This window comes from Amycolatopsis sp. NBC_01307, assembly GCF_035975215.1.
Classification (GTDB): domain Bacteria; phylum Actinomycetota; class Actinomycetes; order Mycobacteriales; family Pseudonocardiaceae; genus Amycolatopsis.
In genome coordinates this window covers 2,173,109-2,187,563 of the sequence record NZ_CP108403.1, presented here as the reverse complement: position 1 = coordinate 2,187,563, position 14,455 = coordinate 2,173,109, and the positions used below count along the sequence as shown (strand labels likewise).

At 73.2% G+C, this 14,455-nt stretch carries 8 protein-coding genes; 1 reads left to right on the top strand and 7 read right to left on the bottom strand.

Annotation, left to right across the window (positions count from 1 at the left end; translation table 11 throughout):
• The first annotated feature begins 82 nt into the window (after positions 1-82).
• Positions 83-1,333, top strand: a complete 1,251-nt coding sequence (locus tag OG439_RS09460; RefSeq protein ID WP_326948994.1) for a helix-turn-helix domain-containing protein — start codon at positions 83-85, stop codon at positions 1,331-1,333.
• A 54-nt stretch (positions 1,334-1,387) separates the two neighbouring features.
• Here OG439_RS09460 and OG439_RS09455 read toward each other — a convergent pair whose 3' ends face one another.
• From OG439_RS09455 to OG439_RS09425, 7 genes are read right to left on the bottom strand one after another with little or no spacing between them, the layout of a single operon-like run.
• Positions 1,388-2,014: a cyclase gene (locus OG439_RS09455; RefSeq protein ID WP_326948993.1), complete on the bottom strand. Its 627-nt coding sequence runs from the start codon at positions 2,012-2,014 to the stop codon at positions 1,388-1,390.
• Positions 2,015-2,046: 32 nt separating this feature from the next.
• On the bottom strand, positions 2,047-2,394 hold the full coding sequence (locus OG439_RS09450) for a helix-turn-helix domain-containing protein (RefSeq protein ID WP_326948992.1): 348 nt from the start codon (positions 2,392-2,394) through the stop codon (positions 2,047-2,049).
• Between the two features lie 36 nt (positions 2,395-2,430).
• Positions 2,431-3,663, bottom strand: coding sequence for a lipase family protein (locus tag OG439_RS09445; protein WP_326948991.1), 1,233 nt, complete (start codon positions 3,661-3,663; stop codon positions 2,431-2,433).
• 14 nt (positions 3,664-3,677) lie between these two features.
• Positions 3,678-4,682, bottom strand: a complete 1,005-nt coding sequence (locus OG439_RS09440; protein WP_442792294.1) for an alpha/beta hydrolase — start codon at positions 4,680-4,682, stop codon at positions 3,678-3,680.
• Between the two features lie 13 nt (positions 4,683-4,695).
• On the bottom strand, positions 4,696-6,291 hold the full coding sequence (locus OG439_RS09435) for an acyl-CoA carboxylase subunit beta (protein WP_442792293.1): 1,596 nt from the start codon (positions 6,289-6,291) through the stop codon (positions 4,696-4,698).
• Positions 6,288-12,710, bottom strand: coding sequence for a polyketide synthase (locus OG439_RS09430; protein ID WP_326948989.1), 6,423 nt, complete (start codon positions 12,708-12,710; stop codon positions 6,288-6,290). The genes OG439_RS09435 and OG439_RS09430 overlap by 4 nt, the downstream gene beginning before the upstream one ends.
• Positions 12,707-14,401 (bottom strand): fatty acyl-AMP ligase, encoded by a 1,695-nt coding sequence (locus tag OG439_RS09425; protein WP_326948988.1) that lies wholly within the window; start codon positions 14,399-14,401, stop codon positions 12,707-12,709. The genes OG439_RS09430 and OG439_RS09425 overlap by 4 nt, the downstream gene beginning before the upstream one ends.
• Positions 14,402-14,455 lie beyond the last annotated feature (54 nt).

The following is a 14,455-nucleotide window of genomic DNA, read 5'->3' as shown; positions in this document are numbered from 1 at the left end:
TCAGCCGGTCCGGGCCGTTTTGCGTCCGCGCCCGGCGCGTGAGTGCATGGCAAACGGGGCAGTGGAGCGAAGGAGCTTCGACATGAACGAGCCGGCGGAGCGCGGACGCCCGGCGCCGGAGACGGGCAGCCAGGCCCGGACGCTGTGGGTGTCCCTGCCCGGCGAGGTCGCGCGGCGGTTCCGGCCGCACACGGACAACCTGGGCAAGAAGATCCTCGAAGCGATCCAGCGCGAGGTGCCCGAGTACGCCAAGCCCCTGGAAGGCGGCTTCGGCTCGGTCATCATCAAGGCCATCGAGGAAGCCGTCATCGGCTCGATCGACAGCATCGGCGGCCGGCCGTCCACTCAGGACAAGTGGGGGGCGATGTTCCGCGAGGTGGGCCGCGGCGTCCACAAGGGCGGCGGCAGCCTGGACTCGCTGCAGGCCTCCTACCGGGTCGGCGGCCAGGCCGCGTGGCGCTATATCGCGGCGTGGGGCCAGCGGACCGGAATGCCCACGCCGCTGCTGTGCGTCTGCGCCGAAGCGATCTTCGCCGTGATCGAGGAGATCTCGTCGTACTCGGTCGAGGGGTACACGGTGGCCCAGACGAAGGCCGCGGGCACGCTCGAGCGGCGCCGGCGGCGGCTGCTGGAACTGATCCTGGCCACGCCGCCGTCGTCCCCGCAGAGCATCGCCGCCACCGCGAAGGCGGCCGAGTGGAAGCTCCCGGAGCACGTCAACGCCGTGGCGCTGGAATCCCCCGACGACCAGCACGGTGACCTGCAGGGCCTGCCGCTGCACGCGGACGTCCTGGTCGACCTGGAGAGCACCCAGCCGTGCCTGGTGTCGGCCAACCTGGAGCGCGACCTGCGGCTGCTCCAGCCCGCGTTGAAGGGGTGGCTCCTTGCGGTCGGGCCGCGGGTGCCGCTCGCCGACGCGGCGACGTCGTTGAGCTGGGCGTGCCGGACGCTGCAGCTGATGCGGCAGCGGGTGATCGCCCCGAGGCCGGTCGTGCACAGCACGGACCACTTGAGCACGGTCTGGCTGATGCACGACGACTTCCTGCTCACCGAGCTGAGCCGCAAGGTCCTCGGCCCGCTCGTCGGCCTGACCGCGAAGCAGCAGGAGCGCCTCGGCGAGACGCTGATGGCGTGGCTGGAGTCGCGGGGCAGCACGCCGGAGATCGCGGAGGTGCTGAAGATCCACCCGCAGACGGTGCGGTACCGGCTGAACCAGCTGACGGAACTGTTCGGCGACCGCCTGAACGACCCGGCCCAGCGGCTGGACATGCAGCTCGCGCTCCACGCCCACCGGTTGCGCGGCACCCGGCCCGTCGACGTCGCCCAGGGGTGAACGGGCCGTGGCGGCCGGGGTTGGTCACCCGGCCGCCACGGCCCCGTACTTGGGTCAGGCGATCGTTGTCGTGGTGAAGATGGGGCTCGGGTTGGGGAAGCAGGCCGTCGGGGCGGAGATGTCGAAGATCTGGTTGACCACCGACGTGAACGTGAGGCCCGGGTTGCTGTAGCTCGTGCCGGCCAGCTGGGTCTTGATCGTGCCCGACGTGCCGGCCTTCAGGTGGAACGTGATGGTCGGCAGCTCGAACGCCGCGCCGCCGGCGATCGGGCCGGGGAAGCTCAGCGTGGCCACGCCGCCGGAGACCGCGATCGTCGGGGCGCCCGAGCCCAGGCCGGAGCCGCCCGAGAGGGCCGAACCGACGTACGTCGAGTTCGCCGGGACCGGCAGCTTCAGCGCGAAGTTCTTGACCTGCTTGAGCTTGAAGCCCGCGACCGTGGCCGGCACGGTGTTCGGCGCCGGGTCGACGATGATGTCGAACGCCGCGCCCGGCGCGACCGTGGCCGGGGCCGTGACGTCGGTGCCCTGGACCAGGTTCGCCTGCTGCGGGCCGACGATCGGCGCGTTGGCCTGGCAGTCCAGGTTGACCGGGACGACCGCCGCGGACGCCGGGGCCGCGAGGGCCACCGCGGCCGCGCCGGCCACCGCCAGCACGCCGAGGGGACGGATGCCGTGGGACATGGGAACCACTCCTTTGTGGATGGTGACGGAACCTAACGAACGGTGAAACGGTGGGCTGTACGCGCGATTTCGAGCAGTTCGGCGTACTCGACGAGCCGGGTGCGGTCCGCCGCGGCGAGGCACTGGTAGAGCCGCAGCAGGCGCGCCGGTTCGGACGGGTGGCCGGCGGCCTCCTCCAGGAAGAAGCCGACCGGCCGCTGGTAGAGCCCGGCGAGGGCCTTGAGCTCCAGGCTGTCGACCTTGCGCGTGCCCGCTTCGATCCCGGAGACCGCCGACCGCGGCACGCCGAGCCGGTCGGCGACCGCCCGCTGGGTCAGCCCGAGGCGTTCCCGGCACGCGCGCAGCCGCGCGGCCAGGCACTCCTGCTCGTCAATGTTCAAGCGGTCGTTCAAGCGGTCGTTCACGCGCCTCGCCGATCAGCAGTTGGACGGCGCCTGGTCACCGGCGAACCGCTTGACGATCCACTGGTGCGCGTCCCCGTTGCCGGCGAAGATCCCGGACAGGTGGTCGGAGACGTAGGTGTTCCACTGCTCGCGGACCCCGGCGGCGCAGTAGGTCTTGTGCAGCGCGTCGGCCTGCGGCGTGTTCACGATCTCGTCGGTGCTCGCGTGGTACTGGAACACCGGCACGCGCGGCGGGTTCGCGCCGAGCTTGTTCTGCGCGAGCCGCGCTTTCCACTGCGGGGTGTCCAGCGGGTTGGACGTCGTGTAGTCGCTGATCTTCTTGAACGGGTAGTTGGTCAGCAGTTCGACGACGCAGGCGTTCTGCTTGGCGTCGTCGAGCTGCTGGCGGCCGGTGGCGTTGAGGTAGGAGTCCAGCTTCAGGTCCGGGTACGCGGCGTCGAGCCCGACCGCGGCGAAGGCGAGGAAGCCGAAGCCGATGTAGCCGTCGAGGCCCTTGGCGACCGCGGTCAGGTCGGCCGGGACCCCGCCCGCCGCGACGCCGACCAGGTTCAGCTCCGGTGCGTAGGTGGGCTGCTTCTCCCCCGCCCACATGGCTCCGCCGCCGCCCTGGGAGTAGCCCTGGAAGATCACCTTGGCGGCCTTCGAGAGCTTGGCCGGGGAGAACCGCTGCGCCGCGCGGACCGAGTCGATCACGGCCGGGCCCATCGACTGGCCGGTGATGTAGGTCGGCACGGTCGTCGGCGAATAGCCCTCGTAGTCGGTGACCGCGACGGCGTACCCGCTGGAGAGCGAGTCGTTGATGGCCGGCTGGTCGTAGAGCGTGCCGCGCTCGATCGCCTTGGACGGCGTGCACTTGAACGCCGGGCCCTGCGTGCCGACGCCGTAGCCGATGATCGGCGCCTTCGCCGGGTCGACGCCCTTCGGGACGAGGATCGTGCCGGTCACCGCGTCCGGCTTGCCCAGCCCGTTGGTCGAGAGGTACATGACCTCCCAGGCGTCGGCGTTGGCGGCGTTCATCAGCGGCACCGACGGCCGCCAGCGGAGGACGTCGCCGGGCTGCCCGGCCGGCAGCGGCGCCGGGGCCTTGTAGAAGGAGTCGTCGAACGGACCGGGCAGGCCCACGGCCGCCGTGGCCGCGGGTACGGGCGCGGCGGCCGCCGGGGAGCTGACGACGGCCACTCCCGCCGCCAGCGTCGACAAGCTCAGCAGTGCGAGCAGGACTTTGCGTTTCACCGGAACCTCCATCGGGGAAAGGACTTTCACACGGGCAGGCCGAGCGCGTTCGCGAGGATCGGCCACGAGTTGTGCAGGGCGCGCTGCCAGTACGGCCAGCTGTGGGTGCCGGGGCCGTAGTAGTCGACGGTCGCCGGGATCCCCTGCGACTTCAGCTTGTCCGTGAAGCTCTGGGACGTCAGCAGCGCCGACGGCTCCAGCGGGTCGGACTGCCCCGGCGGGTCGAGCGGGCCGGTCTGGCCGTTGCCGCAGGAGAGGTAGAGCGCGGTGCCGCGCAGGGCGTCGGTGTGGTCGTAGGGGTTGTGCGCCGACCAGATCGGCCAGGTCGCCACCTCGTCGCCCCAGAGGTCGAAGAAGTTGTAGAACCCCGCGCGCGCCAGGATGCCCTTGATGACGCCGGCGGTGCCCGGGAAGAGCGTGTTGGGCACCCCGCTGTAGGAGGCGGCCGCGCCGAACATCCCCTTGTGCTGGAAGGCGTACGCGAGCGCGCCGTACCCGCCGATCGACACGCCGGCGACCGCGCGGCGGGTGCCGCCGTGGTAGCCGCGCTCGACGATCTGGCGGACCTCGGCGGTGTGGAAGGTGTCCCAGTCGGGGGTGTTCTTCAGGCCGAAGTTCCACCACTTGCTGTACATTCCGGCCGCGCCGTCGGTCGGCATCACCAGGATCGCGTCCTTGGTCGCGGTGAACGCCTTGACGTCGGTGAACTGGTCCCAGGACTTGTAGTCCACCGGCTCGCAGCAGCCGTGGAGCAGGTACAGCGTCGGCCAGGTGCGCGTCGGCTGTGCCTGCCAGCCGGCCGGCACGATCAGCCGGACCATCCCGGTGGTGCCGAGGGCGGGCGAGCTGATCTTGAGGTCGACGGTGCGTGCGTCCAGCCAGGTCTCCTGGGTCACCTTCGCGCCGTCGTCGGCGGTCACCGGGGTCACCGCGGCGACCGGAGCAGCCCCCGTGCCGAGGAGCACCGCCGCGAAGAGCATTGCCAGTCCTACCCGGCGACGACGCCGGCGCCCGGCCCGCTCGAGGTTCATCTGTTCTCCGTTCTCACAGCGGGATGTTCCCGTGCTTCTTGGCCGGCAGGGTCTGCCGCTTGGTCCGCAGCGTGCGCAGCGCGCGGGCCACCTGGAGGCGGGTCTGCGACGGGGCGACGACCTGGTCGACGTAGCCGCGCTCGGCGGCCAGGTACGGGCTCGCGTGGCGCTCGCGGTACTCCTCGGTGAGCCGGCGCCGGGCGGTGGCCCGCTCCGCCTCGGGCAGCCCGGCGAGCTCACGCCGGTGCAGCACCTGCACCGCGCCCTCGGCGCCCATCACCGCGATCTCGGCCGTCGGCCAGGCCAGGTTGACGTCGGCGCCGAGGTGCTTGGAGCCCATCACCGCGTAGCCGCCGCCGTAGGCCTTGCGCGTCACCACGGTCACCTTCGGCACGGTCGCCTCGGCGTAGGCGTAGATCAGCTTGGCGCCGCGGCGGATGATGCCGCCGCGTTCCTGGTCCACGCCGGGCAGGTAGCCGGGGACGTCGGCGAGGGTGAGGATCGGGATGCCGAACGCGTCGCAGAACCGGACGAAGCGCGCGGCCTTCTCGGAGGCGTCGATGTCGATCACGCCGGCCTGGTGCCGCGGCTGGTTGGCCACGACGCCGACCGAGCGGCCCTCGATCCGGGCGAACGCGCAGATCATGTTGGGCGCGAAGGCGCTGTGGATCTCGGTGAACTCGCCGTCGTCGACGAGCCGCGCGAGCACCTCGGTCATGTCGTAGGCCTGGTTCAGCGAGTCCGGCACCAGCCGGTCGAGCTCCAGGTCCGCCGCCGTGAGCTCGGGAGCGGTGTCGTCGGCGTACTCCGGGGCGAGGTCGAGGTTGTTCGAGGGCAGGTAGCCGAGCAGGGTCTGCACCCACTCGATCGCGTCTTCCTCGTCGATCGCCCGGTGGTGGGCGTTGCCGGCGACCTCGCTGTTGGTGCCCGCGCCGCCGAGCTGCTGCGCGGTCACCCGCTCGCCGGTCACGGCGTGCACGACGTCCGGGCCGGTGACGAACATGTGCGACGTCTCGTCGACCATCACGGTGAAGTCGGTGATCGCGGGCGAGTAGACCGCGCCGCCCGCGCACGGGCCCATGATCATCGAGATCTGCGGGATCACGCCGGACGCGTGGGCGTTGCGACGCCCCAGCTCCGCGTAGTAGGCCAGCGAGACGACGCCTTCCTGGATCCGCGCGCCGCCGGAGTCGTTGATGCCGACGACCGGGCAGCCGAGCGTCATGGCCAGGTCCATCACCTTGAGGACCTTCTCGCCGAAGACCTCCCCCATGCTGCCGCCGAAGACGCTGAAGTCCTGCGAGAACAGGCAGATCTGGCGACCGTCCACAGTGGCGTGACCGGTCACGACGCCGTCGCCGTAGGGCCGGTTGGCGTCCATCCCGAACTCGGTGCAGCGGTGCCGGGCGAACTGGTCGAGCTCGACGAACGAGCCCGGGTCGACCAGCAGGTCGATCCGTTCGCGGGCGGTGAGCTTGCCCTTGGCGTGCTGCCGGTCGATCGCGCGCTTCTCGGCGATCCGGACGACCTCGTCCTGGCGGGAGGCCAGGTCGGCGATCCGGAACGACGTCGTCGGCGTGAAGGAGAGGTCTTCGAGTGTCATCGTCATCCCTTTCCTGCGTGCTGACCGGCGAGGCGGGCGGACAGGGCGGCCGCGATCACCGCCACGTGCGGCGGGTCGATCATCGAAAGGTGGTCACCGGGCACCCGGACGATCTCCAGGTCGGCGCAGTGCGCGTCCCAGCCGAGGGGGTCGTCGGTGCGCAGGTACCGCGGGTCGAGCGTGGTCGTGAGCGGGTGCGGGTCCTGGGCCCGCAGCAGCAGCACCTTCCCGGCGTACGGCTCGGGGACGTACCGTTCGGCGACCCGGGCGTCCAGGTAGGACGTGTACTGGTGGTGCAGGACGCCCTGGCCCATCCCGGGGACCTGGGCGGCCAGCCGGCTCATCACGAGCCGGATCTGGTCGTGCTCGCCGAGCTGCCGGAGCTCGGCCCGCGGGATCTTCAGGGGCACGCCGTAGGTCAGTTCGATGTGCTCGGCGAACCGGTCGAAGCGTTCGAGGAGCAGGTCCTGCACGGGGGTGTCCGGCGCGGGCAGCGGCAGGATCGTGTCGATCATGAAGACGACGCCGACGCTCTCCCCCGCGTCGGTCAGCCGCTTGGCCGTCTCGTAGGCGAGGCAGCCGCCGAAGGACCAGCCGCCCAGCCGGTAGGGCCCGTGCGGCTGGATCTCGCGGATCAGCTCGACGTAACACGCCGCCTTGCCCTCGACGGTGTCCTCTTCGTCGATCCGCTCCAGCCCGTAGGCCGGTTGTCCTTCGGGCAGCAGGCGGACGAGCTCCTGGTAGACGCTCGTCGGGCCGCCGGCCGGGTGGAACAGGAAGACGGGATCGGCCGCGACGCCGTCGCGCAGCAGCCGCACCGGGCCGCCGCCGAAGCCCTCGACCTCGGCGCGCAGCAGGTCGGCCAGCGCGGCGATCGTGGGCGTGGCGAACAGCAGGTCCGCTTCGGGCACCTCGTCGAGGTCCTCGGTGAACGCGGCCCGCAGCCGCCGGGCGGCGGCCTGGTCGCCGCCGCCGACGGCGAAGAAGTCGTCGTAGACGCCCGGTTCCGGCCCGCCGAGGACGGCCTGCCAGTGCCGGGCGACCCAGCGTTCGGCGGGGTCGCGCGGCCCGAGCACGGCGTGGCTCGGCTCGACCGGCGCACCCGCGCCGAACCCGGCCTGCTCGGCGAGGTGCCCGGCGATCTCGGCGAGGCTCGCGCCGCGCAGCAGCAGGGGCACCGGCAGCGGCAGGCCGAAGTCGCGTTCCACGGCGCCGCGGGCCCGCATCGCCATCAGCGAGTCCAGCCCGAGGCTCGTCAGCGGCGCGTTCCGGTCGACGTCACCGGCGGCGAAGCCCATCAGCCCGGCGACGAGGGCCGCGAGGTGGTCGGCCATTGCCTTCCGTGCCCGCGCCGGTTCTTCCGCTCGCAGTGCGGCCATGCCGTCCCATGTGGACGGTTCGGTGCCGCCGGGTGCTTCGGCCGGGACGAACAGCTCGAAGAACGGCCGTGCGGCCAGCCGCGGGAAGAGCGCCAGCACGGTTTCGCTGTCGACGCGAGCGACGCCGGTCGCTTCTCGATCGCTGGCAAGGACGGTTTCGAGCGCGTCGAGGGCTTCCGCGGTACCGAGCGGGTCCAGCACCGGGTTCCGGCTGCCGGTGACGGCGCCGGCTTCGCCCCAGGCACCCCAGTTGATCGTCGCGGCGGGCAGTCCACGGCCGCGCCGCCAGGCGACGAGCGCGTCGGCCCAGGCGTTCGCGGTGGCGTAGGCGGCCTGGCCCGGGGAGCCGAACAGCGCGGCGGCCGAGGAGTAGACGAGCCACCAGTCGAGGTCGTGGCCCGCGGTCGCTTCGTGGAGCCGCCAGGCGCCGAGGGCCTTGGGCCGCCAGACGGTCTCGACGGCTTCCGGGGTGAGGGCGATCGCGGCTCCGTCGGCGAGGGCACCCGCGGCGTGCAGGACGCCGCGCAGGGGCAGGTCCCCGGCGGCCGCGACGAGCCGTTCGGCGGTGCCGGGTGCGGCGACGTCCCCGGTGACGACCCGGACGTCGACGCCGAGGTCCCGCAGGAAGGTGTCGGTCTCGGAAGTGGGGCCGCGACGGCCGGAGAGGATCAGCCGGGTCGCGCCGCGCTCGGCGAGCCACTTCGCGGCGACCAGGCCGAGCCCACCCAAGCCACCGGTGATGAGGTAGGCACCGTCACGAACGACGGGCGGGCGGTCGCCGCCACGACCGCTTGAGTCTCGCGGCGGGGCGAGGTCCGGGCGCACCAGGCGGCGGGTGTGGCGGATGCCCTCCCGCCAGGCGATCTCGTCGTCTGGGCCGTCTGCGCGGATCTCGTCCTGCAGCTCCGTCACCCACAGGCGCGCGGGGTCGGGCTCGGCGTCGAAGTCCAGTTGGCTCACCCGCAGCTCCGGGTGCTCGAACGCCAGCACGCGCACCAGCCCCCGCAGCGCCGCCAGTTCCGGGTGGCCCGTCTCGCCCGGCTCGACCGCCGCCGCGCCTGCGCTGACCAGCCACAACCTCGGCGGGTCCGGGACAGCGGCCAGCTCGGCGACCACCCCCGACAGCGTCAGCACCAGGTCACCGGAGCGCGCCGGATCCGGGGTGCCCAGCTCGGCCGCGCAGCCGACCATCGCCAGCACGCCGGTCACCTCGCGGGTGCGCAGCACCTTCGCGAGGCCTTCGTGGTCGCCCAGCGGGACCGTGCAGAAGGAGCCGCCGAGGCTCGCGAGCCACGGTGTGGATTCCGGCGCCGCGTCCAGGAGCACGACCCAGCTGTGCGTCTCCTCCGCGGGCGCCGGCGGCAGCTCGGCCTGCTGCCACCCGGCCTCGAAGACCAGGCTCGACAGCGGCACCGGCAGCGCCGAACGCTGGAACCGCCGGCAGTAGACGTCCCGGAACTGGACCAGGACCGCCCCTTCGGCGTCGACGAGCTGGACGCTGCCGAGCAGTCCGTCACCCGACTCGTCGACGGAGTCGAGGACGGCGTCGACCCGGACGCCGTGGCGGGGGTCGCCGGCGAGCGTGACCTCGCCGATCGTCAGGGGCAGGTACAGACCGGCGGTCTCGCCCAGGGCCTCGCCGGTCGCGGCGGCCAGTGCGTGCAGGCAGGCGTCGGCGAGCGCCGGGTGCAGCCGGTACGCCGGGTGGTCGCGGGCCTCCGGCGGCAGCGCGATCGACGCCGACGCCCGGCCCGGCGCGGCCACGACCCGGCGCAGGCCGCGGAACGCCGGGCCGTAGTGCTGACCCAGGTCCTCCAGGGCCCGGTAGAGGTCGACGGCGTCGCCGGTGACGGGGCCGAAGGGCGTCGGCGGCGGCGCATCGGTCAGCACTCGCGCGGTGGCGTGGCGGACCCAGCCGTGCGCGGACTTGGCGTGGACGCTGATCTCCGTGCCCGCCAGGCTCGTCGTCACCTCGGTGTGCTCGGCCAGCGGCAGCACCTGGTGCAGTTCGAGGTCCCCGATCCGGTCGCCCGCGCCGAGCGCGAGTTCGAGGAACCCGGTCGCCGGGAACAGCGGGACGCCCATCGCGGCGTGGTCGGCGAGCCACGGCAGCCGCGCCGTGCCGACGTCGCCGCGCCACAGGTGCAGGTCGCCGCCGGGCTGTTCGATGTGGACGCCGAGCAGCGGGTGCGCCCCGGTGTCCGGCCGGTGCGCCGGGCGCTGCGGCCAGAACCGCTCGTGCCGCCAGACCGGGCCGGGCAGCTCGACCGGCGCCGTGCGCGGGCCGTGGTCCAGGACGCCGGGCCGGCCGAGGACGTGCAGCCGAGCGAGGCTGGTCAGGAACGCGACGCGCTCGTCGCTCTTGCGGCTGCCGGTGGGCAGGCCGAGCGCGGTACCGCCGGTGGTCTGCTCGATCGCGGCCAGCGCGACCGGGTGCGGCGAGATCTCGACGAACACGCTGTGCCCGTCGGCGGTCGCGGCCGCCAGGGCCTGGGTGAACCGCACCGGACGGCGCAGGTTCGCCGCCCAGTACTCGACGTCGAACGCCGGTGTCTCCCGTGGATCGTCGAGAACGCTGCTGTAGCACGGAATCTCGGCCTGGCCGGGCTTCAGCGACGCCAGCTCGGCGCGGAAGCGGTCGAGCACGGCGTCGACGGCGGCCGAGTGTCCCGCCCCGCGGACCGGGAGACGGCGGGCGAGCCGGCCCAGCTGCTCGACGTGGGCGACGAGCGCGTCGACCTGGTCGGCGTCGCCGCTGATCGTGCACTGGGTCGGGGACGCGTAGACCGCGACGGTGACGTCGGGGAACTCCGCCAGCTCGGCCGGCGACAGCTCGACGACGGCCATCGCGCCGGTGCCCCCGGCGTCGACCTCCGCGAGCAGCCGCGCGCGGGTCGCCATCACGCGCAGCCCGTCGGTGACGTCGAGCGCCCCCGCGACGACGGCCGCGGCGACCTCGCCCATCGAGTGCCCCAGCACGGCGGCGGGGACGACCCCGTACGCGCGCCACAGCCCGGCCAACGCCGTCTGCATGCCGAACAACGCCAGCTGCGTCGCGCCGAGGTCGGGCAGTTCCTGTTCTCCCGCAAGGACTTCGCGCAGGGAGAACCCGGCTTCGGCGCGGAACGCCGGATCCAGGGCGTCGATCTCGGCGCGGAAAGCGGGTTCGGTGCGCAGCAGCTGCCGGGCCATCTCGGGCCACTGCGAGCCGTAGCCGGAGAACACGAACACGACGTCGACGCGTCCCCGGGCTTCCCCGGGCGTGACGTTGCGCAACGCGTCCACGAGAGCGCCACGCTCTTCGGCGACGACGGCCGCGCGGACGGGCAGGTGCTCGCGCCGCGTCGCCAGCGTCGAGGCGACGGCGCTCAGCGGGACGGCGCGTCCGGCGGGTGAGTCCAGCCAGTCGGCCAGCTCGGTCGCGCGGGTGTGCAGGACATCGGCCGACCGCGCCGAGAGCGCGAAGATCCGCAGGCCGTCGGCGCCGGCCCGAACCGGGAACGACGCGGCTGGCCACTCCTCCAGCACCAAGTGGGCGTTCGTCCCGCCGAAACCGAAGGCCGAGACGCCGGCGCGGGCGGTGCCCGGGTAACGCGGCCAGTCCGTGCCGGCCGCGACCACGCGCAGGCCGAGGCCGTCGAAGTCGATGTGCGGGTTGGGCGTGCGGTAGTGCAGGCTCGGCGGCAGCCGGCGGTGCACCAGGGCCAGGACCACCTTGATCAGCCCGGCGATGCCGGCCGCGCCTTCGAGGTGGCCGAGGTTGCTCTTGACCGAGCCGACGAGCAGCGGGCGGCCGGGTTCGCGCCCGGCGCCGAGGATCGCGCCCAGCGCACCGGCTTCGATCGGGTCGCCGAGCAGCGTGCCGGTACCGTGCGCCTCGACGTAGTCCACAGAGGACGGATCGACGCCGGCGACGGCGTAGGCGTCCCGCAGCAGCGCCGCTTGGGCGTCCGGGTTGGGGGCCATCATGCCGTTGGAGCGGCCGTCGGAGTTGACGGCGCTGCCGCGGATCACCGCCAGCACGCGGTCGCCGGCGGTGCGGGCGGCCTTCAGCGGCTTGAGCACGACCACACCGCACCCTTCGCCGCGGGCGATCCCGTCGGCTCCGGCGTCGAACGGCTTGCAGGACCCGTCGGGCGCGAGCACCCCGGCGCGGTGGAAGTTCGCGGTGATGCCCGGCGACAGCAGCAGGTTCACGCCCGCGACCAGCGCGGTCTCGCTCTCGCCGCGGCGCAGGCTCTGCACCGCCTGGTGCACGGCGACCAGCGACGACGAGCAGGCCGTGTCGAGGGTGAGGCTCGGGCCGCGCAGGTCGAGCAGGTACGACAGCCGGTTCGCGGCGATGCTCGCCGCAGCGCCGGTGCCGGACCAGGCGTCGATGCCGGGGACGTCGGTCATCGTGAGGTAGCCGTACTCGCTGGCCGACAGCCCGACGAACACGCCGGTCCGGGTGCCGCGCAGCGAGCCGGGCGGGATGCCCGCGTGTTCCAGGGCCGCCCAGGTCACCTCCAGGAGCGTGCGCTGCTGCGGGTCCATCGCCTCGGCTTCGCGGGGCGTGATGCCGAAGAACGCGGCGTCGAACCCGGCGACGTCGCCCAGGAAGCCGCCGCGGCGCGGCAGCCCGGCGAGGGCGTCGGCCGGGGCGAAGGACTCCCAGCGGCCCTCGGGGACCTCGCCGATCCCGTCGGCGCCCGCGTCGAGGAACCGCCAGAACTGCGCGGGCGACTCGACCCCGCCGGGCAGGCGGCAGCCGACGCCGACGATCGCGATCGGCTCCCCCGCCGCCATCGGCACCGGCGCGGCCCGGACAACGTCCACTGTGGACAAAGACGTGACGAGCGCGGTGATGCTCGGGTGCTGCCACACCAGGGTCGCGTCGAGGGGCCGGCCGAGGAGCCGGCCCAGGTCCCCGGTCAGGCTCATCGCGTCCCTTGAGGACAGTCCGGCTTCCTGCAGCGGGCGGTCGACGTCGACCTCGGCGGCCGGGAGCCCGGTGATCGCGGCGACCTGCTCGACGAGCCACGCCCGGATGGCGTCCGGAGTCATCGCGGCCACCGTCCGTCCAGGTAGGACGTCCGGCACAGCGCCCGGCTGATCTTGCCGCTGGAGGTGCGCGGCACCTCACCGGGCGACAGGACGACGACGTCGTGCAGCCGCAGGCCGTGTTCGGCCGACACCGCCGCGCGCAGTTCGCCGACGGCGACCTCGGCGTCGGAGTTCTTGGCCTGTTCCAGCACGACGACGGCGACTTCGCCCTCGTCGTGCGGGATCGCGAAGGCCGCGGCGGAGTGCAACCGGACGGCGGCGTGGGCTTCGATCGTCTGCTCGATGTCCTGCGGGTAGTGGTTGCGGCCGTCGACGATCACGAGGTCCTTCAAGCGGCCGGTCATGTACAACTCACCTTCGAACCACACACCCAGGTCGCCGGTGGCCAGCCAGCCGTCGCCGAACGTCGCCGCGGACGCGCCGGGACGCCGCCAGTAGCCCTGGCCGACGTTCGGCCCGCTCACCCGGATCTCGCCGACTTCGCCGTCCGCGACCGGTTCGCCGTTGGTGTCGGCGATCCGGATCCGCTGGTCCACCGGCCGGCCGCAGGCGACGAGCGTCGTGCCGGTGGCGGCCGGCACCGCAAACCCCTCGGCGAGGCGGTCCCGGTCGAAGGTGACCTGGCGCGACGGTGTGCCCGCGTCGGTCACCGAGACGAGCACCGTCGCCTCGGCCAGCCCGTAGGACGCCCGCTGGACCTCCGGCCGCAGCCCGCACTCGCCGAACGCGGCCTGGAACTTCGCGATGGTGGCGGGCAGGACGGGCTCACTGCCGTTGATCAGCGAGACGACCCGGCTCAGCTCGAGGTAGCTCTTCTCGTCGTCGGTCACGCGGGAAGCGCTGTAGGCGTAGGCGAAGTTGGGGGCCGCGCTGATGGCGCCGGGGCTGGCCGACAGCGCCCGCAGCCAGCGGCCGGGCCGCTCGAGGAAAGCGAGCGGGTCCATCAGCACCGCGGTCAGGCCGCCGAACATCGGCGCGCCGATGCCCAGGATCAGGCCCATGTCGTGGAAGAGCGGCAGCCAGCTGATCGTCGACGTCGTGCCGGACTCGGCGCCGTAGGCGGTGCAGCACTGCCGGGCGTTGGTGAGGACGTTGTGGTGGGTCAGCATGACCCCGGCCGGCGAGCGCGTGGAACCGGACGTGTACTGCAGGTACGCGAGTTCGTCCGGGGCCGGGCGGTGCCACTCGTGCTCGCCGGTGACCGGCGGCAGGGTGTCCACGGCCACGACGGCCGCGGCGACGTCGAGGGTCCCGAGGAAGCCGGTGACCTCGCCGGTCAGGTCGGCGGTGGTGAGCACGACCTGCGGCGCGCAGTCGGTGAGCGTCGCGGCGAGGCGGCCCGCGTGCCCGGGCAGGTTCGGCGCGAACAGCGGGACGGCGACCAGCCCGGCCCGGATGGCGCCGAGGAAGGCGACGACGTAGTCGGCGGACTGCGCGGCCAGCACCGCCGCCCGCGCCCCCGGCGCGGCGAGGGTGCCCAGGTGCGCGGCGACGGCGCTGACCCGGTCGTCCAGCTCGCGCCAGGTGAGGCTCACCGCGCGGCCGTCGACGCTCGTGCGGTGGTCCAGGAAGGTCACGGCGACCTCGTCGCCGAGGCTCCGGGCCCACCGGCCGAGCAGGGTGGCGAAGGAATCGCCGTCGAATGCGTCGTGGCCGGGCAGCGCGAAGGCCGTCTGAGAAATGGTTTCCATAGCCCCTCGCCAATAGCGTCGGAGTAATTAAGGGGATGCGCCGAAAAGGCGCCG

Coding starts and splice junctions, on each gene's coding strand:
- OG439_RS09460 (WP_326948994.1), top strand. CDS start 83: ATGAACGAGCCGGCGGAGCGCGGACGCCCGGCGCCGGAGACGGGCAGC.
- OG439_RS09455 (WP_326948993.1), bottom strand. CDS start 2,014: ATGTCCCACGGCATCCGTCCCCTCGGCGTGCTGGCGGTGGCCGGCGCG.
- OG439_RS09445 (WP_326948991.1), bottom strand. CDS start 3,663: ATGGAGGTTCCGGTGAAACGCAAAGTCCTGCTCGCACTGCTGAGCTTG.
- OG439_RS09440 (WP_442792294.1), bottom strand. CDS start 4,682: ATGAACCTCGAGCGGGCCGGGCGCCGGCGTCGTCGCCGGGTAGGACTG.
- OG439_RS09435 (WP_442792293.1), bottom strand. CDS start 6,291: ATGACGATGACACTCGAAGACCTCTCCTTCACGCCGACGACGTCGTTC.
- OG439_RS09430 (WP_326948989.1), bottom strand. CDS start 12,710: ATGACTCCGGACGCCATCCGGGCGTGGCTCGTCGAGCAGGTCGCCGCG.
- OG439_RS09425 (WP_326948988.1), bottom strand. CDS start 14,401: ATGGAAACCATTTCTCAGACGGCCTTCGCGCTGCCCGGCCACGACGCA.